Source organism: Corynebacterium sp. HMSC074C11, from assembly GCF_001809455.1.
Taxonomy (GTDB): domain Bacteria; phylum Actinomycetota; class Actinomycetes; order Mycobacteriales; family Mycobacteriaceae; genus Corynebacterium; species Corynebacterium amycolatum.
Genome location: NZ_KV797729.1, coordinates 88,353 through 112,319 on the forward strand (window position 1 = coordinate 88,353; position 23,967 = coordinate 112,319).

The 23,967-nt window shown below is 59.2% G+C and carries 19 protein-coding genes and 1 tRNA gene; 8 read left to right on the forward strand and 12 right to left on the reverse strand.

Going from position 1 to position 23,967, the window contains the following annotated elements; genetic code table 11:
• Positions 1–3: 3 nt before the first annotated feature.
• Genes metH through HMPREF2614_RS04220 form a run of 4 tightly spaced genes read right to left on the reverse strand, consistent with a single transcriptional unit; the run spans position 4 to position 6,405 of the window.
• Positions 4–3,663, reverse strand: a complete 3,660-nt coding sequence (gene metH / locus HMPREF2614_RS04205) for a methionine synthase (protein ID WP_070560289.1) — start codon at positions 3,661–3,663, stop codon at positions 4–6.
• A gap of 49 nt (positions 3,664–3,712) precedes the next feature.
• Positions 3,713–4,120 carry a hypothetical protein gene (locus HMPREF2614_RS04210; RefSeq protein ID WP_038625453.1) on the reverse strand — a complete coding sequence of 136 codons (408 nt, stop codon included), beginning with the start codon at positions 4,118–4,120 and terminating at the stop codon, positions 3,713–3,715.
• A gap of 2 nt (positions 4,121–4,122) precedes the next feature.
• The gene (mshC, locus tag HMPREF2614_RS04215) at positions 4,123–5,505 is read right to left on the reverse strand and encodes a cysteine--1-D-myo-inosityl 2-amino-2-deoxy-alpha-D-glucopyranoside ligase (RefSeq protein ID WP_070560291.1); all 1,383 of its coding nucleotides are present in this window, start codon (positions 5,503–5,505) and stop codon (positions 4,123–4,125) included.
• An 18-nt stretch (positions 5,506–5,523) separates the two neighbouring features.
• Positions 5,524–6,405, reverse strand: coding sequence for an undecaprenyl-diphosphate phosphatase (locus tag HMPREF2614_RS04220; RefSeq protein ID WP_070560387.1), 882 nt, complete (start codon positions 6,403–6,405; stop codon positions 5,524–5,526).
• Positions 6,406–6,537: 132 nt separating this feature from the next.
• Between HMPREF2614_RS04220 and HMPREF2614_RS04225 the strand changes: the two genes are divergently transcribed.
• The 3 genes from HMPREF2614_RS04225 (at position 6,538) to HMPREF2614_RS04235 (ending at position 9,846) form a co-directional block, all read left to right on the forward strand.
• Positions 6,538–7,473 carry an aldo/keto reductase gene (locus tag HMPREF2614_RS04225; RefSeq protein WP_038625448.1) on the forward strand — a complete coding sequence of 312 codons (936 nt, stop codon included), beginning with the start codon at positions 6,538–6,540 and terminating at the stop codon, positions 7,471–7,473.
• A gap of 108 nt (positions 7,474–7,581) precedes the next feature.
• Positions 7,582–8,745 (forward strand): hypothetical protein, encoded by a 1,164-nt coding sequence (locus HMPREF2614_RS04230; RefSeq protein ID WP_193393890.1) that lies wholly within the window; start codon positions 7,582–7,584, stop codon positions 8,743–8,745.
• Positions 8,746–9,846, forward strand: coding sequence for a quinone-dependent dihydroorotate dehydrogenase (locus tag HMPREF2614_RS04235; protein WP_049181033.1), 1,101 nt, complete (start codon positions 8,746–8,748; stop codon positions 9,844–9,846).
• Between the two features lie 138 nt (positions 9,847–9,984).
• Here the strand turns inward: HMPREF2614_RS04235 and HMPREF2614_RS04240 are convergent, their stop codons facing one another.
• On the reverse strand, positions 9,985–10,557 hold the full coding sequence (locus HMPREF2614_RS04240; protein ID WP_038625444.1) for a YbhB/YbcL family Raf kinase inhibitor-like protein: 573 nt from the start codon (positions 10,555–10,557) through the stop codon (positions 9,985–9,987).
• A gap of 226 nt (positions 10,558–10,783) precedes the next feature.
• On the opposite strand from HMPREF2614_RS04240, the gene HMPREF2614_RS04245 reads away from it, so the two are divergent.
• Positions 10,784–10,869 (forward strand) — tRNA-Leu (locus tag HMPREF2614_RS04245).
• A 79-nt stretch (positions 10,870–10,948) separates the two neighbouring features.
• On the opposite strand, the gene cls is transcribed toward HMPREF2614_RS04245, so the two are convergent.
• Positions 10,949–12,442 (reverse strand): cardiolipin synthase, encoded by a 1,494-nt coding sequence (gene cls, locus HMPREF2614_RS04250; RefSeq protein WP_080972837.1) that lies wholly within the window; start codon positions 12,440–12,442, stop codon positions 10,949–10,951.
• Positions 12,443–12,630: 188 nt separating this feature from the next.
• Between cls and HMPREF2614_RS04255 the strand changes: the two genes are divergently transcribed.
• Positions 12,631–12,963, forward strand: coding sequence for an ArsR/SmtB family transcription factor (locus HMPREF2614_RS04255; protein ID WP_038625442.1), 333 nt, complete (start codon positions 12,631–12,633; stop codon positions 12,961–12,963).
• Between the two features lie 157 nt (positions 12,964–13,120).
• On the opposite strand, the gene meaB is transcribed toward HMPREF2614_RS04255, so the two are convergent.
• The 3 genes from meaB to HMPREF2614_RS04270 all read right to left on the reverse strand — a co-directional run bounded on the left by meaB (position 13,121) and on the right by HMPREF2614_RS04270 (position 18,420).
• Entirely contained in the window at positions 13,121–14,233 is a 1,113-nt protein-coding gene (gene meaB / locus HMPREF2614_RS04260) for a methylmalonyl Co-A mutase-associated GTPase MeaB (RefSeq protein WP_070560293.1), read from the reverse strand.
• Positions 14,234–14,299: 66 nt separating this feature from the next.
• Positions 14,300–16,519 (reverse strand): methylmalonyl-CoA mutase, encoded by a 2,220-nt coding sequence (gene scpA, locus HMPREF2614_RS04265; RefSeq protein WP_070432138.1) that lies wholly within the window; start codon positions 16,517–16,519, stop codon positions 14,300–14,302.
• A gap of 8 nt (positions 16,520–16,527) precedes the next feature.
• On the reverse strand, positions 16,528–18,420 hold the full coding sequence (locus tag HMPREF2614_RS04270) for a methylmalonyl-CoA mutase family protein (protein ID WP_070560295.1): 1,893 nt from the start codon (positions 18,418–18,420) through the stop codon (positions 16,528–16,530).
• 386 nt (positions 18,421–18,806) lie between these two features.
• Here HMPREF2614_RS04270 and HMPREF2614_RS04275 point away from each other — a divergent pair, with 386 nt between their 5' ends.
• Positions 18,807–19,478: a TVP38/TMEM64 family protein gene (locus HMPREF2614_RS04275; protein WP_070560297.1), complete on the forward strand. Its 672-nt coding sequence runs from the start codon at positions 18,807–18,809 to the stop codon at positions 19,476–19,478.
• Between the two features lie 128 nt (positions 19,479–19,606).
• Positions 19,607–20,179 carry a DNA-binding protein gene (locus tag HMPREF2614_RS04280; RefSeq protein WP_070560299.1) on the forward strand — a complete coding sequence of 191 codons (573 nt, stop codon included), beginning with the start codon at positions 19,607–19,609 and terminating at the stop codon, positions 20,177–20,179.
• A gap of 4 nt (positions 20,180–20,183) precedes the next feature.
• Here the strand turns inward: HMPREF2614_RS04280 and HMPREF2614_RS04285 are convergent, their stop codons facing one another.
• The 3 genes from HMPREF2614_RS04285 to HMPREF2614_RS04295 form a co-directional block, all read right to left on the reverse strand.
• Positions 20,184–21,566, reverse strand: a complete 1,383-nt coding sequence (locus tag HMPREF2614_RS04285) for an SPFH domain-containing protein (RefSeq protein WP_070560301.1) — start codon at positions 21,564–21,566, stop codon at positions 20,184–20,186.
• Positions 21,567–21,657: 91 nt separating this feature from the next.
• Positions 21,658–22,095, reverse strand: coding sequence for an NfeD family protein (locus HMPREF2614_RS04290; RefSeq protein ID WP_038625427.1), 438 nt, complete (start codon positions 22,093–22,095; stop codon positions 21,658–21,660).
• Positions 22,096–22,155: 60 nt separating this feature from the next.
• Positions 22,156–23,010, reverse strand: a complete 855-nt coding sequence (locus HMPREF2614_RS04295) for a DUF3097 domain-containing protein (RefSeq protein ID WP_048734135.1) — start codon at positions 23,008–23,010, stop codon at positions 22,156–22,158.
• A 65-nt stretch (positions 23,011–23,075) separates the two neighbouring features.
• Between HMPREF2614_RS04295 and HMPREF2614_RS04300 the strand changes: the two genes are divergently transcribed.
• On the forward strand, positions 23,076–23,933 hold the full coding sequence (locus HMPREF2614_RS04300; RefSeq protein ID WP_070560303.1) for a hypothetical protein: 858 nt from the start codon (positions 23,076–23,078) through the stop codon (positions 23,931–23,933).
• Positions 23,934–23,967: the final 34 nt, after the last annotated feature.

Below are 23,967 nucleotides of genomic sequence, written 5' to 3' on the forward strand. Positions count from 1 at the left end.
AAGCTACACGTTGAAGTACTTCGCTTCCGGGTGGTAGAGCACGAACGCATCGGTGGACTGCTCTGGGTGCAGCTGGAGCTCCTCAGAGAGTTCCACGCCGATGCGCTCCGGCTGCAGCAGGTCAATCATGCCCTGACGGAAGGTCAGATCCGGGCAGGAACCATAGCCGAAGGAGTAACGAGCGCCACGGTACTTCAGGTCAAAGAAGTCCTGGGTATCGTCGGAGTCTTCCGAGCCAACACTTGTGCCGTCGGAGAACGCGAGCTCGGAGCGAATGCGCTGGTGCCAGTACTCGGCCAGCGCCTCGGTGAGCTGCACACCGATACCGTGAACCTCCAGGTAGTCGCGGTATTCGTTCTTGGCGTAAATATCGTTGGCGAAGTCAGCGATGGGCTGTCCCATGGTCACCAGCTGGAACGGCATGACGTCGGTCTGCCCTGCGGCGATGGCATCTTCGCGCGAGCGAATGAAGTCAGCAATGCACAGGAAGCGACCGCGCTGCTGACGCGGGAAGGTCCAGGACACCACTGGCTCGGCCGTGGGGTCAGGCTGCTCCCCTTCCGCCGGCAGCGGCAGTACGTGGACGGTATCGCCCTCAGAAACTGCCGGGAAGTAGCCATAGACGACAGCCGCATGTTGGAGAATGTTCTCGGCGCGCAGGCGCTGCAGCCATGCGCGCAGGCGTGGACGACCATCGGATTCGACCAGTTCCTCGTAGCTCGGTCCCTCGTCGCCGCGGGTGCCGCGCAGGCCCCACTGTCCCATAAACAGAGCGCGTTCATCGAGAGTGGTCAGGTAGTCGTCGAGAGGCAGACCCTTGACGATGCGGGTTCCCCAGAACGGCGGTGTCGCAACGGGGACATCAGCGGCGACGTCGGAACGCTCCGGCACCTCGGGGGCTTCAGCAGCAGCCTTGGCGGCGCGCTGCGCGGCGATCCGCTTTGAGCGCTCACGGCGGGCGCGGCGAGCTTCCTTCTTTTCGCGGGCGGCGATGGCCTCAGGCGAATTCTCGTCCGGGCCGAGGCCCTTCTTAGCTGCCATCAGCTCATCCATGATGCGCAGTCCTTCGAAGGCATCCCTGCCGTAGTAGACATCGCCGTGGTAAAGCTCAGACAGGTCGTCTTCCACGTAGCTACGCGTCAGCGCGGCGCCGCCGAGCAGCACTGGGAAGCGGGCGGCATCACCGGCGGAGTTGATCTCCAGCAGGTTGTCCTTCATCACCACAGTGGACTTCACCAGCAGACCGGACATGCCGATGGCATCGACATCCAGTTCCTTAGCTGCGGACAAAATCGTAGCAATCGGCTGCTTAATGCCCAGGTTATGCACGGTGTAGCCGTTGTTGGAGAGAATAATCTCCACCAGGTTCTTGCCGATGTCGTGGACATCGCCCTTCACCGTGGCCAGCACAATCGAGCCCTTGGAGCCCGTGGCATCCTCGGCATCCATAAAGCCCTCGAGGTAGCTCACCGCGGCCTTCATCGTCTCGGCCGACTGCAGCACGAATGGCAGCTGCATCTGACCGGAACCGAACAGGTCACCAACGGTCTGCATACCTCGTAGCAGGTCTTCGTTGACGATCGCCAGGGGTTCCTTTTCCTTCATGCCCTCATCGAGGTCAGCTTCGATACCTGTGCGCTCGCCGTCGATGATGCGCTGCGCCAGGCGGTCGAACAGCGGCATGGCGGCGAGCTTCTCGGCCCGGGCGTCCTTAGCGTCAGCGGCGGAGACTCCTTCGAAGAGCTCCATGAAGACCTGCAGTGGGTCGTACTCCCCGTCAGGGTGTCCCGCTTCACGACGGCGGTCGTAGACCATATCGAGAGCGACTTCGCGCTGTTTGTCGTCGATCTTGTTCATCGGCAAGATCTTGGAGCTGTGGGCAATGGCGGAGTCCAAGCCGGCCTCGATGCACTCGTTGAGGAATACCGAGTTGAGTACCTGGCGAGCCGCCGGGTTCAGACCGAAGGAGATGTTGGACAGGCCGAGCGTGGTGTGCACGTTCGGGTGGCGACGCTTAAGTTCGCGGATGGCTTCGATGGTTTCGATGCCGTCGCGGCGAGTTTCCTCCTGCCCAGTGGAAATCGGGAAAGTCAGACAGTCGACAATAATGTCCTGCTCGCGCAGTCCCCACGTGCCGGTGATGTCGGCGATGAGGCGCTCGGCAATCTCAACCTTCTTATCCTTCGTACGCGCCTGACCGTCTTCGTCGATAGTCAAAGCGACCACGGCAGCACCGTGCTCAACAACCTGGCGCATAATACGCTGGTAGCGCGACTCAGGGCCATCGCCGTCTTCAAAGTTCACAGAGTTGACCGCACAGCGACCACCGAGGTGCTCCAGGCCAGTCTTAAGAACTTCCGGTTCCGTAGAGTCCAGCATGACCGGCAAGGTCACCGAGGTGGCGATTTGAGATGCCAGGGTTGCCATGTCATCGCGACCGTCGCGACCCACGTAGTCGACACACAGATCAATCATGTGTGCGCCATCGGTGACCTGACCTCGGGCGGTGTTAAGGCACTTCTCCCAATCACCGGCCAGCATGGCCTCGCGGAAAGCCTTGGAGCCGTTGGCGTTGGTGCGCTCACCAATCATGGTGATGCCGGTCGTCTGCGTCAGCGGGGTTGCCGAGTACAGAGAAGCGACCTCATCGATGGGCTTTGCGTCCGGATCCGTCGATGGGCGTTCTGCCTTAACGGCTGGGCCCTGCTCGGCGTAGGTGCCAGCACCGGTAATAGCGTCGCGAACAGCGGAAACATGCTCCGGCGTGGTACCACAGCAGCCACCGACCATTGCCAGACCGAACTCTTCAACAAAGCCGCGCAGTGCAGTGGCCAGCTCTGGGGCGGTCAGCGGGTAGGTCGCACCGTTCTTACCCAGCACTGGTAGACCCGCATTCGGCATCACCGATACCGGGATCGAGGCGAAGTTGGACAGGTAGCGCAGGTGCTCGCTCATCTCGTCCGGACCCGTTGCACAGTTCAGACCAATCATGTCGATACCCAGCGGCTGCAGCGCTGCCAAGGCTGCACCAATCTCCGAGCCCATCAGCATGGTGCCCGTGGTCTCGACAGTCACGTGGACGACGATCGGAATCTTCTTCTCAGTCTGTCGCATAGCGGCCTTGACACCGTTGACGGCCGCCTTTACCTGCAGCAAGTCCTGACAGGTTTCAATCAAAAACGCGTCCGCGCCACCAGAAATCATGCCGAGTCCGGCCTCCGTGTAAGCGTCGCGAAGCTGAGCGTACGGAGCGTGCCCCAAAGACGGCAGCTTCGTGCCCGGGCCCAGCGAACCGAGGACAAAGCGTCGCATGCCCTCGCGCCCCGGCCCCATTTCGTCAGCGACCTTGCGGGCGATTGCGGTGCCCTTGTGCGCTAGTTCCTGGATACGGTCTTCGATGTCGTAATCCGCGAGGTTCGGGAAGTTACAGCCGAAGGTATTGGTTTCGACCAGGTCGGCGCCGGCCTCGAAATAGCGTCGATGAATCGTCTCGATAATGTCGGGACGAGTGTCATTGAGAATCTCATTACAGCCCTCGTAGCCGAGGAAGTCCGCGTCAACGTCGAGGTCAAAAGACTGCAGCTGGGTACCCATGGCGCCGTCGCCAATGAGTACACGGCTGTGCAGTGCGGTGAGGAACTCGGAAGAGTGGCGATCAGTCATAAGTAGACACCTTAGTCTACTTTCATAATCGCGCCGTTAATCGGGCTGGTTATTCCATCTCGAAGTAGCTTTCTGCCTTCACCGCAGGCAGGTCCAAACCGACAGCTTTCGTTGCGGAATTGATAATCACGAGAATCTCGTCGAGCTCCTCGTCAAAAATCGAGCCGCCGTGCTCATGCTCAATCGCAGCCACGCGCTGTAGGCAGTTCTCTACCGCCTGCGTCGCGGCTTCTTCTCGCTTATCGACGGCCAGCTCCGCCGCCTGATCAATACCAGCGGCGGCCTCGCGGAGAACTTCCCCGACCTGGTCGGCTACCGCTTCGTCAAAAAGTGGCTCCCAGAACTCGCGTTCCTCGGGCTGCAGGTAGCTGCCGGTGGCAAACATGCGCAAATCGGCAACTAGTTTATCGATGTTCTCTTTCGTTACTTCGACTGCAGACATGTCTGAGTTGCTCATGATCAAAGCTTAACGCCAAGCAGCGCGTCCAGCGCGGCGGCGACAAATTCGCCGGCGCCGGCTGCGCCAGTTACTGTGCCAGCTTCTGCGGCCTCTTCTGCTGCGCCAGCTTCTGCCTTGTTGCCGGTAGCCGAGGACCACTCCGCAGCCCAGGCATCGATAGCGTCCAGAGCAGCCGGCGTATCCAAGTCATTGGCCAGGCTTGCGCGCACATCGGCAACCAGTGCCGCTGCCGCGCTCACCGCCTTCTCATCGGTGGCAGTCTTAGTAGCTGCGCAAGCCGCACGCCAGGTCTCGAGACGTGCCTTGGCCGCCTCCAGCACCTCGTCCGACCAATCGCGATCAGAGCGGTAATGGCTGGCGAACACGCCAATACGAATCGCACTCGGATCCACGCCGGCGGCCACCAGCTTGGAGACAAAGACGAGGTTGCCCAGCGACTTGGACATCTTGACGCCATCCAGCGCAATCATGCCCGCGTGAACGTAGTGGCTAGCCATGCGTGCACAACCAGTAGCGGCCTCAGCGTGAGCCGCCGAGAACTCATGGTGTGGAAACGCCAGGTCAGAGCCACCGCCCTGAATGTCGAAGCTCTTACCCAAGCGATTGGTAGCAATCGCCGAGCACTCAATATGCCAACCCGGACGGCCCGCACCAAAGGGGGCGTTCCAGCTTGGTTCTCCAGGGCGAGCAGCACGCCACACCAGCGCGTCTAGCGGATCTTCCTTGCCCGGGCGATCCGGGTCGCCACCGCGCTCCGCAAAGAACTCCGCCATCTGCTCTGCCGAATAATTGGATTCGTAGCCAAAGTTCTCGGTGGCACTCTTGCGGAAGTACACATCCGGGTACTCGTCATTGGTGAGCTGATAGGCCGAGCCGTTCTCCAATAGCTTCTCGACCATTTCCACGACCTCATCGACGGACTCAATGGCGCCGATGTAGTCGCGCGGCGGAATCACCGACAGGTTTTCCATATCCGAGCGGAACAAATCAATCTGCGAGGTGCCCAGCTCGCGCCAGTCCACCCCATCGCGCTCCGCACGCTCGAACAACGGGTCATCGACATCGGTGATGTTCTGCACGTAATGCACCGAGTGCCCATTGTCCAGCAGCTGGCGGTAGATCAAATCAAAGGTGAGGTACGTTGCCGCGTGCCCCAGGTGTGTGGCGTCATAGGGCGTGATGCCACACACGTACATAGTCGCCTCTGGCCCCGCTTCCACCTGGGAGACCTTCTGATCCGCGGTGTCGTAGAGGCGTAAGGGTACCGATGTTGAGCTTTCGTCGTCAAGCGAATGCGCCGTACCTGCATTGCTGGCGCGGTTGAACACATCGAAGCGCGCATCGCCGAGACTGGGAACCTGTGGTTGGGGCCACGAATGCATGAAATACTCACTACCTCACTAAACAGCGTTGATCGTGCCGAAGCCGAGCAACACCATAACAATCAAACCGACCGGGATGCGGTACGCGGAGAACCAAGCGAAGGAGTGGTTCGACACAAACTTCAGCAGCCATGCGATAGACGCATAACCGACGACGAAGGCAATCAGCGTACCGATGGCCAATTGCGCACCACTAGCGGCCTGTCCCGCCGCAGGGTCAAACGCGTCTGGAAGCGAAAAAATTCCAGCAGCGAAAACAGCGGGGATAGCCAGCAGGAAGGAAAAGCGCGTTGCAACCTCTCGATCCAAGTGCAAGAACAGGCCGGCAGACACCGTACCGCCCGAGCGCGACACCCCCGGAATGAGCGCCAGACACTGCGCGAAACCCATGACGATGGCATCTCGCATGGTCAGCTCTTCATAGTTGCGCTCACGACGGCCGTACTTCTCTGCGGCGATAAAGACAAAGGAGAAAAGCACCAACACAGCGGCTGTAATCCAGAGATTGCGCAGGTTGTCGCGGATGAGATCCTTCCCCAGCACGCCGATGATGGCAATCGGCAGTGTACCGACAATCACCATCCAGCCCATGCGGTAGTTGAAACCGCGTGCTTCCTTATTGAACAGGCCGGCAAACCAGCCAGTGAGAATCTGCCAGATGTCCTTGGCGAAGAACACCAGCACAGCCAATTCGGTGCCGAGCTGTACTACAGCGGTGAAGGATGCGCCGGCGTCCTGGCCCCACAGCAGCTCAGAGACAATCCGCAGGTGCCCCGAGGAACTCACCGGGAGAAATTCCGTTAGACCTTGCACTACGGAAAGGATGATCGTCTGCGCCCAGGTCATACCGGTGCCGGCGGTATCGGCAGCAGTATCCGCTGAGGCGCTTAGTGTCGTCATGATAGTCACGGGTGTATAGGCTACTCGTCCGATTTGTGTTGTGGCTATAGCGAGGTTTCGGCGCGGCCGTAGCGAGACCTCTCCCGCGGAAGCTTTCCCGCGACCGCACACAGGTGTCCTAAAGTAAAAATCGTGCAACAACGAATTCTGGGCAACAGCGGTTTACGCGTCTCCGCCTTGGGGCTGGGTACGGCCACCTGGGGTGCGGGTACCAGGCAAGACGAGGCCGGACGCATCCTGACGGACTTCCTCGACGCCGGAGGCAACCTTGTCGATGCTTCCCCACTCCACGGCGGCGACACTGTTGCCGACATGCTGGGTGCAGTCATCGCAAAGCGCGGCGTTGCCGACGAATTGGTGCTTTCGGTCGCATCTGGCATACACCCCGAGCGGCCCGTCGGCAGGCGCGTGGACTGCTCGCGTAAGACACTGCAAAAGGACCTCGACGATACGCTCGGACGCCTCGGCGTCGAACACATTGATCTGTGGTCGCCCGGCTACTGGGATGGGCTGACCCCACCGGAAGAGGTCGCCGACACCCTGGAATGGGCTGTACGTACTGGGAAAGTACGTTACGCCGGACTGCGTGGATACAGCGGATGGCAAGCAGCGGTGACGCATGCCGCCGCGAATCGAATCGCTCCGGTGTTCGCACAGCATGAGTACTCGCTGCTCCAGCGAAGCCCTGAGGCTGAGCTGCTGCCCGCCTGTGAGCATTTGGGTCTCGGCTTTATCGGTGGCGCCCCACTGGCCCAAGGTGTGTTGACCGCCAAATACCAACACATCATTCCGGAGGACTCCCGCGCTGCTTCCGAACACGCGGACGCAGAGGTACAGGACTACCTCGACACACGCGGCGTCACGGTCGCAGGTGCGCTGACCACCGCAGCCAAGGGGCTCGGCGTCAGTGCTGCCGTCGCAGCGGTTTCCTGGGCGCGCGATCGGCCGGGCGTCACCTCGATCCTCGTTGGCGCTCGAGACCGCGCTCAGCTACGCGAAAACCTCACCGCCGAACAACTCACGCTGCCACCGCAGATTTGCAACGCGCTTGACGACGTCACGCTGTAATCAGTAACCGCATTCTTATAAAGGCTTATAAAGCGCAACGAATGCGAGAACTTCCCACGGCTGGAGGCGTCCACAAAGTAATCCGGCCGGGGTGGTAGTTTCTATAGCGTGAGTGAAAACAGTCGTCGACGTGTCATAACCTCCCTTCTAGCGGGGCTTTCCGCTAGCGCAGTGGTCCTGGCAGGGTGCTCCTCCGATGTGGAAGGAGACATCGATGCCGGAATGGGCAACGCCACGCCAGTACCGGCCGCTTCACCCGCTGCTCCCGATACTGCTATCGGGAAAGCCAAAAAGATCGATGAGGGCATCACTGATGCCGTGCTGGTCGGCGATCGAGTTGTCCTGAAGGCCGGGGACAAGATTTTTGCCGGTCCGCTGAATAACCCAATCGAGCGTTCGATGAAGCTGGACGCGAAGTGTGGCGAGCTCGCGCCGGGCGGCCCTAATGCTCTGCTGCCGTGTGAAGATGGCATCCATGTCATTACTGACCAGGCTACGGAAACGGCCGTTGTTGGCCGTGGCACCAACTACTCCGCCGCAGTTGGCCTGGAAGGCGGCCGCATCATCGGTGCCCATGCGGATAGCAATGTGGTCGATGTGTTCGGCGCTGACGGCGAGTTGGCCAGTGACTTCAAGGCTGCCAATAACGGTTCGCAGTTCGCTGTGATTCCCAAAGCGGACAATGACGCGGACGTCAAGCTGTTAGAGGTCAACCGCCCGGAAACTTCGGTGCATGAGCTCAAGCTCGATGAGTCTCGTGCTGGCTCTGCGCTGCGTGCGGGCATTGGCGTCGGCAAGGTGGCGTCCGGTGACCATGCCATCGCTGCCGCAGACACCAAGGGCAGCCAGCTGCTTATTTACACTGCCACTGACGTCATTCGGCTCCACCAGGCAGCTCCGGCTCCGGAGGCCCCGTGGGCGGTAGCAGTCGATGAATCGCGCGGAATTGTCTGGGTGACTTCGACGAAGGTGAACAAGCTGACTGGCTACGACATCAGCTCGGGTACCCCAGTCAAGGTCGCGGACATCAACACGGTTGCAGACCCGCAGTCGATTGTTGCCACCGAGGATGGTCAAATTGGCGTCTTCTCAGCTACCGGTGACGGGGCTCAGATTTTTGACTCCGCGGACGTCGATAAGGCAATTGCTGATTTCAAGCAGGATGCAGAGAAAATCCGTGAGGAGATGTCGGTTCGGGAGCCAGCCGATAAACTACCGACCGGTGCAGGTGACACCAAGGGAGCAGACGACTCCGAGGGAGAGACTAAGTAGATGCCTTCGAAACTTCGCGCCAAGTCCTATCAACTCGCGCTAAAGGCAATGTTCCAGGTCCCGGCAGAGCAGATTCACGAGGCCATCTCGAAGACCCTGAAGGGGCTGCAGAAGTCGGAGAGTCTTCAGCGGGCGGTGAGCAAGCTACTCGTTGTTGACGATGCTGTGCTGCGTCAAACCGTGTTCGGTGTGGACTTCCCGCGTCCGCTGGGGCTCGCCGCGGGCTTCGACAAGGCTGCTATTGCCCCGGATTGCTGGGGACCCATTGGTTTTGGCTACGCGGAACTGGGAACCGTGACTGCCAAGCCGCAGCCGGGCAATGATCGCCCGCGTCTGTTCCGCCTGAAGGAAGACCGCGCCATCTTGAACCGCATGGGTTTCAACAACCCCGGTGCCGCCGCTGTAGCGGAGAACCTGCGGGCGCGTCGCAGCGACGACGTCATCGGTATCAACATTGGCAAGACCAAGGTAACTCCGCTCGAAGAGGCCGTCGATGACTATCGAGAATCGGCCAGCCAGCTCGGAGGCTTGGCGGACTATGTGGTTGTCAATGTCTCCTCACCGAACACGCCGGGGCTGCGCGACCTTCAGGCGGTAGAGTCCCTGCGGCCGATTCTGGCAGCGGTGACTGAGGAGACCGACTCGCCGGTGCTGGTCAAGATCGCTCCTGATCTCTCCGACGAGGATGTCATTGCAGTTGCTGACCTGGCTGTTGATTTGGGGCTGGCGGGCATTGTGGCAACCAACACCACCATTTCTCGCGAGGGCCTGCGTACGCCCGCGGATAAAGTCGCGGAGATGGGTGCCGGTGGAGTCTCGGGTGCACCTGTGGCAGCTCGGTCACTAGAGGTACTGAAGCTGCTGCACGAGCGCGTCGGAGACAAACTTGTTCTCATCAGCGTCGGCGGCATCGAGACTGCTGAGCAGGCATGGGAACGGATTGCCAACGGTGCTTCCCTGCTGCAGGGCTACACACCGTTGATTTATGGCGGTCCAGACTGGATTCGTGACATTCACCAAGGGTTGGCTCGCCAGATTCGAGCTCAGGGCTTCTACTCCATTTCGGAGGCTGTCGGCTGTGGCCTACCGTGGCGTGGTTAACTGCTGAGAGCCGTTGAGGCTTTTTAATCCAATAAACACGCGACCCCGGGTCCTGCTGCCATGAAGGCGCTGGCCCCGGGGTTTTCTGTATGAGTAGCGTGCCCGGGCGGTTGAGTTGCCCGTGTGGGCGTCGTATCCCTACTCCCCGACGTTCTCCCACCACGGCGTGATGATGGCACGCGCAATCGAGTGGAAATACAGGTTGAAGCCAAGCACTGTCGGCGTCGCATCTTCCGGAACATCAAGCTTCTCGACGTCGACCGCGTGCACCGCGTACATGTAACGGTGTGGGGCATGCTGAGCCGGTGGGTTAGCTCCGTAGTGACCACGCATGCCAGAGTCGCCGACAAGCTGGATAGCACCGTCTGGCAGCTTAGAGCTGTCTTCGGAGCCAGCTCCCTGTGGTAGACCCTTTTCGGTCGCTGGAATGTTGAACACAGCCCAGTGCCAGAAGCCCGAAGCGGTCGGGGCGTCCGGATCGAAGCAGGTCACGGCAATGGACTTCGTGCCCTCCGGCAGATTGGCCCAATCCAACTGCGGGGAAACATTCGACGGAGCGCGGAATTCATCCGCAATCTTCTCGCCGTCCTTGATATCTGGCGAGGACAGCTCGAAGGTTGGCAAATCCTTCAGCGGTGCGTACGGATCCGGGCCCGGGAAAACCGGAGCATTTGTAGCGTTGTTTGTGGTGTCGTTGGAATTCGTAGTCATAACTACCAGTGTGCCTACTTTATGAGCGCGCTGCAGGGACTTCGCCAGACTGCCTATCCTCAGTGCCGGATTCTCAGCGTGAATCCAAGGCGGATGCGGGGCTAACAACGGAGATGTAATTACACCCCGGTTTGGCACCTTAATACCACGATGACCTGCCAATTTGTGTTTCATTATGTAGTCGGGATACAGTATCACAGGTCAGCACGGAAGTGCTTCCTACCCGGTCCGGGTGGCGGAATGGCAGACGCGCTAGCTTGAGGTGCTAGTGCCCTATTAACGGGCGTGGGGGTTCAAGTCCCCCTCCGGACACAAGATAAATCCCGAGAAACTGCAGTAAATGCAGCTCTCGGGATTTTTGTGTTTTCTGGCGGACCTCTATGGTAGTGCCCTATTGCAGCGCCGAGGTCAAGCGGAAAACAGAGTCCAGGTAGCGCTGGCGAAGGGGGCGGTCATTCCATTCCTCCTGGGTGAGCAGGAGGGATTTGTCGCGGTACTCGTCGGCAAGCGTGATCAGTTTGTCCACGATGGAACCGGCGGCGGAAAGAAGCGTGATCTCGTAATTGAGGCCGAAGGAGCGCATATCTAGATTGGACGAGCCGAACATGGCCATGCGGTCGTCGATAACCATGAACTTGGAGTGCAGGACGGCAGGCGCCGGATAGCGATAAATCTTCACGCCAGCGGTTAGCAGTGCCTGGTAATAGGACTGCTGCGCGTGGCCGACCATGAACTGATCGGACTCTTCGTTAACGTAGAGCTGAACGTCGATACCTCCATATGCGGCGGAGGTCAGCGCCATGAGCATGGACTCGTCCGGGACGAAGTACGGGCTGACGGCGATAATCCGCTCGTGCGCCTGGTAGATCATGTTATTGAACACGCGCAGGTTCGGCTCCGTGCTGAAGCCCGGACCCGACGGCAGCACCTGGACCACGTTGTAGTTGTCGTTGACCTCAGTGGTGTGGAGTGAATAGTTCCTGGTGGCATCTGGGGTCTTGTATAGCTCGCTGGTCCAATCAACCGCAAAAATTGCGTCGAAGGCCAGCGCAATATCGCCCTCGAGCTCAATCCATGTGTCCACCCAGCGGCGGCCGATCTTATGATTCTTTTTCTTCTGATATTCGGGCTCAATCAAATTCTGCGAGCCCATGAATACAATGTCGCCATCAATCACTACGAGCTTGCGGTGATTACGCAGATCCAGGCGGCGCCAGGTGAGCTTCAGTAAGCTCACGGGCAGCATTGGGTGCCAGGAGATTTTGGACTGGTTCAGGCGTTTTTTCAGCTTGTAGTAGCCGGGGTATTTCCACGAACCAATTGGATCGACCAGTACCTTGACCTCTAGTCCCCTGTCGAGCGCGCGCTCGAGAGCCTGTATGAAAGGCTCCGTGCTGGAATCCAGTGCAAAGATGTAGGACTGCACGTGGATAGATCTCTGAGCCGCATCGATGGTCTCAATCATGCGGTCAATGGAGGCATCGAATTCGGTGAAAAGTCCCTTTTCCGCGCTGGCAATTGCCGGCATTCCCGTGAGCTGACGCGAGAGCTTGAATACGTTGACAACGTCATCTTCTATCTTGGCATCGTCCGGTACGTCGGGCAGATGCTCGGTACGTTCCGCAATGAGCTCCTGTGCCAGTGCCTGTACCTCGTGCCGGCGGCCCGTGATCTGCTGCGAGCCCAGGAAGAGGAACAGAGGTAGGCCGATAAATGGAATTAGCAGAATCAGTAGCAGCCACGCCGTCGAAGCCGATGGGCTTCGGTTTTCCGGCACCCATCCAATCGCGATGAACTTAATCGTGTAGTCGAGCGCGAAGAATAGTACTTGCCACCACGTTAAGTCCTCCACCAGCCATGGGAAGGCGCTCATCAACCAATCCATGCAGATGATATTACTGAAGGAATTTTCAGTACCTTTGGTCGCTGTCCCTTAGGAGCGCTCTCCCCTCTTTTGCGACAGCTTATTGTGACATCTGAAATTGAATACTGATATCAATACGTAGTAGTGTTCACCTTATTGAACATACTAAGTGTTTGGCATGTCGACTTCGAAAGGACTTACCCCTCCAAATGACTGAGAAGGCTCCTACGAGCACCGAGCTCGACGTTGCCACTAACGTACTGAAGTTGATGGCGGACAAGACGCGTCTCTCCATCCTGTCACTCCTTCGTGACGGGGAGATGACCGTCACCGCCATCGCTAGTGCGCTCGATCGCCCCATTCCCGCGATTTCTCAGCACCTGGCGAAGTTGCGCATGGCCAATATGGTGCAGGCCCGCAAGGAGGGCACGTCTAGCTTCTATTCTCAGCCCGACGAGCACCTCACCAACCTGGTGGTCAACGCTCTCCACTTCGCCGAACACACTCTCTACAGCGATCCGCCCCATCACCGCGGTCAGTAGGCGCACACGGATACGCTCGCTTTACGACGAAAACCCCGCGACCCAACCGGACAGACTCCGATAAGTGATCGCAGGGTTGCTTCTCTTTGACGCTGCTAGTTTCCCACCCGCGCGGCTAGGAATTGGACTCGCTGGTGGGAGCTACGTTGTTCAGTACCTAATCGTCGAGCCCGGCGTTCGGTGCCCTTCCTTTGTCGAATGCCTCCATAATGCGCTGGGCAGCGAGCGTCGGTGTGAGCTGCCCCGAGCGGAGTTGTTTTTCCACCAGGGAGCTCTCTATCTGCACAGCCTCGTTGGTGTTGAGTCGCTGCAAGAGCGTTTCGTGCACCATGGACCACATCCACTTAATCTGCTGGTTAGCGCGGTTTTCATCGAAGAGATGATTCTCGTGCATAGCCTCGACATGGTCTTCGATGGCTTGCCAGAACTTGTCGATGCCCTCGTCCTCTAATGCCGACATAGTCAGCACCGGTGGAGTCCAGACTTGATCTGAGGAACGCACCATCTTCATGGCGGTCATCAGGTCACGCGCAGCGCGCTTTGCCGGGCGCAGGTTCTTACCATCCGCCTTGTTGATGGAAATCACGTCGGCCATCTCCAGCACACCCTTCTTGATGCCCTGGAGTTGGTCACCAGCGCCGGCGAGTGCCAGAAACGCAAACGTATCCACCATTTGTGCCACCGCGACCTCGGACTGGCCGACGCCGACAGTCTCGACGATGACAATGTCGTAGCCTGCGGCCTCCAGCACCACCATGGCTTCACGGGTTGCCTTGGCGACACCACCGAGCGTGCCCGCAGAAGGCGACGGGCGGATGAAGGCCTCATCCGCGGCCGAGAGCCGGGACATACGGGTCTTGTCGCCCAGAATCGAACCACCGGACTTCGTCGACGACGGGTCGATGGCCAGCACTGCAACGCGGTGGCCCTCCTCAATCAGCTTCAACCCAAGGGTTTCAATCGTGGTTGATTTACCGACGCCGGGGACACCGGTAAGGCCGACACGCATAGCCTTTCCGGAAAATGGCAGCAACTTCACCAGTAGTTCCTGAGCCAGCACCTTATGCGCCGGAGCAGTCGACTCCAACAGAGTGATTGCCCGAGCTAACTTAGTGCGGTTTCCAGCCCGCACGCCCTCAAAGAGGTCGTCAACATCGATCCGTCGTCGCGCACGACGGACAACTTCGGGGGCCACAGCTGTCTTGCCCTCAACGACCGTGCCAGCGGTAGTGACGAGGGTGCCCAGGTTTTCTTCAAGAAACTCGTTCATCGCTACTTCTCAATTCCGACAACGCGCTGAGCTGAACGCTCAGCTCAGCGCGTATGCGGTAGTTAATTAGGACTCTTCGTCAACGGCAATGTCGAGGCCCAGCTCGGCAGAGAGCTTGGTCATCATGTCGATTGCCGAATCAGCGATGACGGTGCCCGGCGGGTAAATAGCCGCGGCGCCGGCATCGTAGAGTTCCTGGAAGTCGCCCGGTGGGATAACACCACCGACGACAATCATGATGTCCTCGCGACCCAGCTTTGCCAGCTCATCGCGAAGAGCAGGCACGAGCGTCAGGTGTCCGGCGGCTAGCGAAGAAACACCGACGACGTGGACATCCGAGTCGACTGCCGATTTGGCGGCCTCCTCCGGAGTCTGGAACAGCGGTCCCACGTCAACGTCCATGCCGAGGTCCGCGTAGGCGGACGCGATGACCTTCTGGCCGCGGTCGTGACCATCCTGGCCCATCTTGGCCAGGAAGATACGCGGACGGCGACCTTCCTGCTCTTCGAACTTATCGGCCATGGCGATGGCCTTGGAGACGTTAGACACGGCACCCTCCTTGCCAACTTCGTCCTTGTAGACGCCGGAGAGGGTACGAATCTCGGCCTGGTGGCGGCCAAAGACCTCTTCCATTGCGTCGGAGATTTCACCGATGGAGGCCATGGCGCGAGCACAGTCGACAGCGAGCTTCAACAGGTTCTTGTCCAGGTCCCCCGGTTCACCCGGGTTACGGCAAGCGTCGGTCAGAGCGGCCAGTGCCTTCTGAACCTCTTCCTCGTCGCGCTCGGCACGAAGGCGAGCCAGCTTGTCAATCTGCTCCTGGCGTACGCGGGAATTCTCAACCTTGAGAACCTCGATGGCCTCGTCCTCTTCGACCTGGTACTTATTCACGCCAATGAGAGCCTGGCGCCCCGAGTCAATACGAGCCTGCGTACGAGCTGCCGCCTCCTCAATGCGGAGCTTCGGAATCCCCTCGATAGTGGCCTGCGCCATACCGCCAGCCTCTTCGACCTCGTCGATGTGCTGGCGTGCACGCTTGACCAGCTCATTGGTCAACCACTCGATGTAGTAGGAACCAGCCCACGGATCAACCGGACGCGTGGTGTTGGATTCCTGCTGGAGCAGCAGCTGAGTGTTACGAGCAATACGGGCCGAGAAGTCAGTCGGCAGTGCCAAGGCCTCGTCCAGGGCGTTGGTGTGCAGCGACTGGGTGTGGCCCTGCGTTGCGGCCATAGCCTCAACAGCAGTACGAGCGACGTTGTTGTAGACGTCCTGGGCGGTCAGCGACCAACCGGAGGTCTGCGAGTGAGTACGCAGGGACTGCGACTTCGGGTTCTTCGGGCCAAACTTGCCAACCAACTCAGACCAGAGGATACGGCCTGCACGCAGCTTGGCAATCTCGGTGAAGGTGTTCATCGAGATGCCCCAGAAGAAGGACAGACGCGGAGCGAACTTATCAACTTCCAGGCCAGCGTCAATACCGGCCCGCAGGTACTCGATGCCGTCGGCAAGCGTGTAAGCGAGCTCGAGGTCGGCCGTCGCGCCGGCTTCCTGAATGTGGTAGCCGGAAATCGAAATCGAGTTGAACTTCGGCATCTTTGCCGAGGTGTACTCGAAGATCGAAGAGATGATTCGCATCGAGGGCTTCGGCGGGTAAATGTAGGTGTTACGAACCATGAACTCCTTGAGAATGTCGTTCTGGATTGTACCGCGCAGTTGCTCAGTCGAAACGCCCTGCTCTTCAGCAGTGACAATGTAGAAGGCCAGAATCGGCAGCACAGCGCCGTTCATGGTCATAGACACCGAGACACCGCCCAGGTCAATGCCCTTGAAGAGCTCACGCATGTCGTAAATCGAGTCAATTGCCACACCGGCCATACCGACGTCGCCGGACACACGCGGGTTGTCCGAGTCGTAACCGCGGTGGGTCGCCAGGTCGAAAGCGACCGAAAGACCCTTCTGTCCGGCCGCGAGGTTGCGGCGGTAGAAGGCGTTGGATTCAGCTGCGGTGGAGAAACCAGCGTACTGGCGAATAGTCCACGGCTGGTTGGTGTACATGGTCGGGTACGGCCCGCGCATGAATGGGGCGATACCCGGGAAAGAATCTACCGGGTGGCCCTCGGCAGCTGCGGCGTCGCGGTCAGCGCGATCGTAGACACGCTTGACGTCGATGCCTTCTGGAATGGTCCACACTTCACCGGCTTCCGCGGCAGCTGCCTTGTTGGTGGCAGCTGCCGCGTCGTCGGTGTTGCGGGAGATGTCAGCGAAATTTGGGATGGTGGTCATTACTTCCTTCACGCTCCCAGTTCGTTCAGCAGTCGGGACAGCTCCGCGACAGCATCGATGGTCATGTTCAGGTATCCGTCGGGGCGAGCGTCTTCAGCGGCATTAGCGAAGCTCTTCTCGGAGCCAGCCACCAGGACCTCCTTAGCGCCTGCGGCGCGGGCGGCCTTGACAGCGTCCTGGCCCGAGGCCTCGTACTCGCTGTCGGCTGCGCACAGCACGACAATCGGAGAGGCCTTCACTGCCTCTTCGAAACCGGCCTCGCCCGGCACAACCTGGCCGGGGTTAGCGACGGCGATACCGCCGGAAGCCAGCAGGTTGGAGGTAAAACCAGTGCGGATGTTGTGCTTGGCCAGCGGACCCAGCGGCAGCATGGCAATCAGCGGACGGTTGCCCTTTTCAGCCAGGAAGTCATCGGAGCGGTTGCGCAGCGCCTCGAAGTCGCGTGCCCAACGGCGAATCGGATCGCCCTCCGGGCGAGCCTCGGGAGCCAGTGGGGCTTCAGCCAGGTTCGGGAACTCGTTGATAGCGGTGACCTTGGTGCGGCGATGTGCGATATCGGCGCGGCGCTTTTCCCAGGTAGCGTCCAGGGCGGCGCGAATATCGGCCTCTGCGGAGGTGAAACCGCCGGCGGCCTCAGTGCCGGTGAAGATCTCCCACGCCTTGTCAGCCATTTCCTCGGTCAGGTCTTCGACGAAATAGGAGCCACCTGCTGGGTCGGCGACGTAACCAAGGTGAGACTCTTCCAGCAGCAACAGGTTGGTGTTGCGAGCGATGCGAGCCTTGAAAGTCTTGGAGACGTTCGGCATGCCGCCGACAACTGCGTAATCAAACGGCAGAACCTCAACTGAGGAAGCACCGCCGACACCTGCGGCGAAGGAGGCGACAGTTACACGCAGCATGTTGACCCACGGATCGCGCTGGCTGAACATGACCGGGGCTGTCACGGCGTGCATCGGAGCGCGGCCAGACTCAGGGGCACCGATGACCTCAGCAACGCGGGCCCACAGAACGCGAGCGGCGCGGAACTTCGCAATGGTGTCGAACTGGTCGTCGGTAGCGGCAAAGCGGAAAGAAATCTGGCCGAGCGCTTCTTCAGCGCTCAAGCCCGCTTTAGTCAGCGCACGCAGGTAGGCGACACCAACGGCGAGGCTGTAGCCGATCTCCTGGATGTTGTTTGCACCCAAGTTGGAGAAAACAACGCCGTCGACAAGCAGGGCGCGGACGTCGCCCGGCTGCTTAGCTGCCTTGACGGCCAGCTGAATGGTCTCGTCGAGAGAAACATCATCAATACCGGCAAAAGCAGAGGTCAGCGGAGCTGCAGAAAGCTCTACTGCGATGTTGTCCGGATTAGTCGGGTTTGCCTGCTCGATGTAGGACGTCAGTGCTTCCGCAACCTGTGCAGTGTTCTTACCAGCATGTACGGCAATCGGAGCAAGGTCGAGGTAGACGTTGTTAAGCAGAGCTGGCACGTCAGCGGCTTCGAGGGAGCCGGTGAAGTCCAGGCGGATGTCCGTGGTGCCGTTTTCCAGGGCAGTCAGCAGAGCCTCGTTGACGGCCTTTGGGTCAAGGGCTTCCTCACCCGGGTACTGGCGACCGAAAGTCTCTCGAACGCCCCAACCGTTGGTGTTGTCCGAAGTGACCTTTGCGCCACGGACGAATGGGAACTGACCCGGAGCTGGGCTTTCCGCATGCTCATCCGCGCGGGTGTAGAGCGGACGGACATCGACACCGTCGTAGGTGGTCTGAATCAGTCGTTTCCAAATATCGAGCGGTACATCTGCAACGTCTTGCTTGTGCACCCGCGCGAATACCTTGGCCACGCCCTGATACCAGGAATTCTGCAATTCCTCGAAGTTTGCTGGCAGCGTGGAAGGTGATTCGGGGGTCGTTCGGTCAGTCACGACAGACCTTCTCCCTTACATGTTCTAAGCAACGCCCCCATCAATCCATGGCCGAGGATATTCGGCTGCGACAATTTCCGAATTCTCCGCGACGGAAAGGGATCTAAAGGCGTTGGCTTCCTCCAATAGTCAATAAGAGCCACTAGTCAGACGCTAAGACTCACCCGAGTGTCCGTGCACTGAACTTTTCAGCTACTTGTGCAATACCCTTACGTTCAGTTTTGCGCTGACGGGCACGTCAAGTGCTCGAGCCAAGGCATAGTGACCTTGACTCCCATCCTAGTGAAATAAAGGGCAAACGCCTTTAGCCGCTGACTCGCCCTCCTTGCAGAGCGTCCAACTCGCAGGTCACACGCTTCTCCGCAATCCCCGGTAACCTCAAATGGGTGAACGTATCCGATGTGCGAATTACCCCTACACTCAAAAAGGTTCTGCTGGTGCTAGCCGTAGGTGTGGGGGTCGTCGTCACGCTGTACGTCGATGTTCCCACCGTCGCTACCATCCGGCAGTGGTCCATCGATGCCGGTGACTGGTTCCCTCTCCTCTACTTTCTCGCATACGTTGCACTGACTCAGTTTCCAATCCCCCGCACCGTATTCACTTTGGCTTCCGGAATCCTCTTCGGACCAGTGCTCGGTTTCCTGCTCGCAATTACTGCGACCACGGTGTCTGCCCTTCTCTCCCTCTGTATTGTGCGGTTTTTGGGACGCGACTGGTTTCGCACGCACCTGACTAACCGCCGTCTCCTCAGTCTCGACCACCGGTTGGAACAACGCGGCTGGCTCACAGTGCTCAGCTTGCGCATGATTGCTGGCGTGCCATTTTCGCTTCTCAACTACGCCTGTGGGCTGTCGTCGATACGCATCGTGCCGTATATCATCGCTACTGCCCTAGGTTCGGCGCCGAACACACTCGCCGTCGTTTTGCTTGGCGACGCGCTGTTGGTCGGCTTCGACGTGCGCTTTGCGGTGGCCACGGGAATTCTGCTCGTGCTTGGCTTGCTGGGGCTTCTTGCGGACGCCAAGTTCCCTGTCGTAACCGGTTCTTCGAAACATTAAAACACCGCTTGGCGCTCTAGAACTAGACGTGAGTTTTTCGGCGGACTGGTGTTGGTTGCCCGTGAGTTTGCGGAGGCAATGAACGTGTCTTAGCCCAAGTGTCAAGGGGTGGGGCTAGACTAGAACGTATGTACTCAGTCTTTGCCAGGTATCGCGGTCGATCTACTCGCAGGGCAGATCACGTTCAGGCCTCTGCGCAGGCACTTTCCGGCCTGGAAAGCGTAGGAACTGTTGAGGTTGCAGGTATCGAAGAGCTTCGCGCAGCTCCTGAAAATGCTGTGGGAGTCACCACGCTTGTGCTGGCGCTATTGGCCGCAGGTGACTGGGCAATAGGTATCGGTGTTTGTCCTCAGGACAACATTGAGCAAGCGCATCTGGCATCGAGCTCAGTCATCGGTAAGGGAGGCAGAGCCGGCACGGTAAAAACCCGCATTCGGACTAACAATCCGCGCGGTAAGGACTACTCCGAGGATATTGGTGCAGCATTCACATTGCTGCACCACGTTATCTCTCGCAGGTCCCCCGAAGGGCGCGAGGCAACTGGTTTGGTTCGCGCTGGTTATTCACAGGTAGAGGCCGCGGAAGAATTGGGAGTTTCTAAGCAGGCCGTCAATCAGCGCCTCGCAGCAGCTGGTTGGCAGGCGGAGCTGGCCGGGTGGAACCTGGCAGTCCACCTGCTTCAGCGAGCTGACGAGTTATAAAAACTTACTGCCCATTTTCTGGGGTGTAAGGGTCACGTGACCATCCTGAAAAATCTGGATGATCGGTGGAGTGGGCACCGCCGCCTGCATTGGTATTACCGGTACCAGGAGCCGAGGGCAGGTCACGTTTGCCGGAGGGAACTGACGGTGCAGCCGGTGCAGCCGGTGTTGCAGGTTCAACCGCTGCCGGGCGGTTCTGGCCACCCAACTGTTCAGGCTGAGCGGGCTGAGCTGACTCGGCGCGGCGGTTCTTCTTCCTCTCAGGGGTATTACCCGCTGCTGCAGCTACCGGATCATCAACCGGGCGGTTAGCGACCTCGTTCGCCGCGGCAACCGCACGAGCCAACTCCGGGTTGGTCGACATGTCGAACCAGTTCTCATCGCGGCCCTGCTCAGCTTCTTCCTTGGTCTCTCGGCTCACGGCCGGAGGCTCATAGCGGAAGACACCGTCGGCATCCTTCTTGCCGAAAGCCCTGGCGAAGCTCTCGAGGCTGTCACCGAACTGCGACGGAATCATCCAAACAGTATTGCCGTCCTTATTTGCCAGCTCAGGTAGCTTCTCCAGGTACTGCCAGGCAAGAATCTCAGGTGTCAACTGTGAAGCCTTGACAGCGGCGTTGACCTTCTGGATAGCGCGAGCATTACCCTGTGCCTCAAGGTAGGTAGCGGCGCGAGTACCCTCAGCGCGCAGAATGGTTGCCTGACGCTCAGCTTCAGCAGCCAGAATTGCTGCGTGCTTGTTACCCTCGGCGGCCAGAATCTGTGCCTGCTTACGGCCCTCAGCAGTTTTAATATCGGCTTCGCGGGTACCTTCCGCAGTCAGAATCATGGCGCGCTTCTCGCGATCGGCCTTCATCTGCTTTTCCATCGACTGCTGAATCGACGGTGGCGGCTCAATAGCCTTCAGCTCCACACGAGCGATACGAAGACCCCACTTGGCAGTGGCCTCGTCCAGCTCGCCGCGCAGACGGCGGTTGATGTAGTCACGGGAAGTCAGTGTCTCTTCCAAGGTCAGACCACCCACGACGTCGCGAAGCGTTGCGGTAGTGATCTGTTCGACGCCGAAAATGTAGTCGTCGATACCGTAAATCGCCCGATCCGGTTCGTTGACCTGGAAGGTCACGACGGTATCGATAGCCACAGTCAGGTTGTCTTCGGTGATCACTGCCTGTGGCGGAAAGGTAACCATACGCTCACGGGTATCAACCTTCTCGCGCACTCGGTCAATAATCGGGATGATGAAGTTCAGGCCGCTATTCAGTGTCTGCGTGTATCGTCCCAGTCGCTCTACGATTGCCGCTTCACCCTGTGGGACCAGCACAATCGCTTTGAGAACCAAGGTAACAACCACGAGAATGAAAACGACGAGGATGATAAAGCCTTCCATGGAATTCCCTCGTAGCTAGAAACTGTGTGGTCAGTTATTTGATGGTCAGTAACTAAGAGTGCTCCGAGCGCCCTTTAAGTGAGTTGACTGCTCAGAGCAGCTTGTCCACTACTGCGGTATTGCCCGAAATCTCTACAATCGTGACTCTTTCCTTCGCATCGAAGGTCTGCGCAGTCAGAAGACTCCGCGCGCTCCACAACTCGCCATTGACCTTAATCAGACCCGCTGACGAGGAAACTGGCTCGATGACCTCAGCATGACGGCCCGCTAGCAGTTCCGGACGCGACTCCAGTTCGGCGGACTTGTCCGGTTTTGCCATCTTCTTGCGCAACACAGGGCGAACTGTCAGCACAAGTGCGGCGGACACAACGGCGAAGATAACCACTGACAGCCAAAGCGGCGCTCCAAGCTGGCTCGCACCGGACGCGGCCAGCGCACCACCTCCGAGCATTAACAGTGCTAAATCTCCGACCGCGAGTTCACCGAGAACCAGTAGGAGGCTTGCTCCGAGCCAAAGGAGAGAAATCACGCCCTCACCCTACCTACTTTGCAGAACAAATGTGGGGCGAGTGGAGCCAGTATTTCGGGGTCAGTACTGCATATGTGGCTCAGTGACGAAGTCGACCAGGCGCTCAACTGCACCAATCAAATCCGACTCCAGATCACGGTAGGTGTGTACACCTGCGTAGACGCGTCGCCAGCCCTCCTTGGGGTCGTCTCCCCAGCCCAAGCGACGGCAGATTCCTGTCTTCCAGTCCTCCCCGTAAGGAACTTCCGGCCAAGCCTCAATGCCTACCGACGAGGGCTTGACCGCCTGCCAGACATCGATAAATGGGTGGCCAGTGACCATCACATGCGGGCCGAGCTGCTGAGTCATGCGGCTTTCTTTACTGCCTTCCACCAAGTGGTCTGCCAGGACTCCGACGCGGCGCTTCGGACCCGGACCAAATTCGGCCAAGCGTTCCGGGAGATTGTCCAAGCCCTCCAGATACTCGACGACTACGCCCTCAACACGCAGATCGTGGCCCCATACTTTCTCGACAATTGCCGCGTCATGAATACCCTCGACCCAGATACGGCTGGGTAGAGCAACCTTAGCCTTGACGTTGTGGACCTTGCGCGAGCCCGATGCCGATAGATCCTGCGAGGGCTTCTTTGGTTGTGCCTTCGGCCGTACCAGAGTCACAGGTTTGCCATCGATGAGAAAACCGCGCTCGTGCATGGGAAACAGCCGCGACTTTCCGTGGCGGTCCTCCAGCCGAACGCACCAGCCATCGAAAGTTTTCTCTAACCCGATAATCGCACCGACGAATCCGTCATAGGACGCCTCGACGACAACACCATTTTCTGCTGTTACCTCGCGTGCCGGCTGCGGGATACGACGGCGGTGGCCACGTGCGCCAGCAAACACGTCCTGATTGCGATACGGGTCTTGAAAGCTCATGGGTACTGAGATTAACAGCATGGGTTACGGAACCGGCGACACACTGCACTAGGATGAGCTGCACTATGCAGCGCAGTGTTCTCGACCAGGTCTGGAGTCCAACTCAGCACATCGCCCTTTGGCTGGGCGCATGGTTGTCGGGTTTGGAAAACTACGATCATCTCCTCGATGCTCTTGACTCGCTTGGCGGGCCCACGTCAGTTCCGGGGACATTCGTGCTTGCCGACGCCATGGTTCCGAATGTCATCGATTGCGACGCTGATCTCGATCGAAGCGACATGCTCCGCCTTCTTCGAGCAGTTACTGACGCGGGAGATTGGCACAGTGACCATCGTCCCCTCGTCCGCCTTATTCTCTCCGGACCCGGTGACGCACCTGCACTGCCTGCGGGAACCGACGCCGCTGAGGCCGCACGCGCAGCAGGCTCAGCCATTGTGATTGCGGATGCGGAGCCGGGTTGGAACCATGCGCTCGTACCAGTGACATCGCCGGTGCCCGGTCTGCTGCAGTGGCACTGGTACACGCTCGAAGGACACATCCCGGAGCCGGCTTATCTCTCCCCTGGCGAGGCGGATTTGCAGCTGGCGGATGCGGCGCGAGTTGCGGCTGCCACTATTGCGGCGATGCCGCGTTCACCGCTGACGTCGTCAAGCAGTGGTACCCCGAAGGTGGATCCCCGGCTGATGGTCGGCATGCTTGATGATCACCTGGACATGGCTTTTGTTCCGGATGATGTGCCGCGCCGTGCACTGGGAGTGCTCGCCAGAGCTGATCGGGTGTCGTCGATTCTGGCGGTGGCACAGGGCAGCGAGTCGGGGCACGGCAGCGCCGCGTTTGATGCGCAGCTCATCCCGCTGCGGCGAAAAATTCGGCAGGCGCGGATGAGCGCGGTGGAATACGCGATTCAGGAGTGGACCCGCTAGAGGTTTGCCTTGCCCTGCGGTCCAATTGAGGCCA

Coding starts and splice junctions, on each gene's coding strand:
- metH (WP_070560289.1), bottom strand. CDS start 3,663: ATGACTGATCGCCACTCTTCCGAGTTCCTCACCGCACTGCACAGCCGT.
- HMPREF2614_RS04210 (WP_038625453.1), bottom strand. CDS start 4,120: ATGAGCAACTCAGACATGTCTGCAGTCGAAGTAACGAAAGAGAACATC.
- mshC (WP_070560291.1), bottom strand. CDS start 5,505: ATGCATTCGTGGCCCCAACCACAGGTTCCCAGTCTCGGCGATGCGCGC.
- HMPREF2614_RS04220 (WP_070560387.1), bottom strand. CDS start 6,405: ATGACGACACTAAGCGCCTCAGCGGATACTGCTGCCGATACCGCCGGC.
- HMPREF2614_RS04235 (WP_049181033.1), top strand. CDS start 8,746: ATGCCTTCGAAACTTCGCGCCAAGTCCTATCAACTCGCGCTAAAGGCA.
- HMPREF2614_RS04240 (WP_038625444.1), bottom strand. CDS start 10,557: ATGACTACGAATTCCAACGACACCACAAACAACGCTACAAATGCTCCG.
- cls (WP_080972837.1), bottom strand. CDS start 12,442: ATGGATTGGTTGATGAGCGCCTTCCCATGGCTGGTGGAGGACTTAACG.
- HMPREF2614_RS04255 (WP_038625442.1), top strand. CDS start 12,631: ATGACTGAGAAGGCTCCTACGAGCACCGAGCTCGACGTTGCCACTAAC.
- meaB (WP_070560293.1), bottom strand. CDS start 14,233: ATGAACGAGTTTCTTGAAGAAAACCTGGGCACCCTCGTCACTACCGCT.
- scpA (WP_070432138.1), bottom strand. CDS start 16,519: ATGACCACCATCCCAAATTTCGCTGACATCTCCCGCAACACCGACGAC.
- HMPREF2614_RS04280 (WP_070560299.1), top strand. CDS start 19,607: ATGTACTCAGTCTTTGCCAGGTATCGCGGTCGATCTACTCGCAGGGCA.
- HMPREF2614_RS04285 (WP_070560301.1), bottom strand. CDS start 21,566: ATGGAAGGCTTTATCATCCTCGTCGTTTTCATTCTCGTGGTTGTTACC.
- HMPREF2614_RS04295 (WP_048734135.1), bottom strand. CDS start 23,010: ATGAGCTTTCAAGACCCGTATCGCAATCAGGACGTGTTTGCTGGCGCA.
- HMPREF2614_RS04300 (WP_070560303.1), top strand. CDS start 23,076: ATGCAGCGCAGTGTTCTCGACCAGGTCTGGAGTCCAACTCAGCACATC.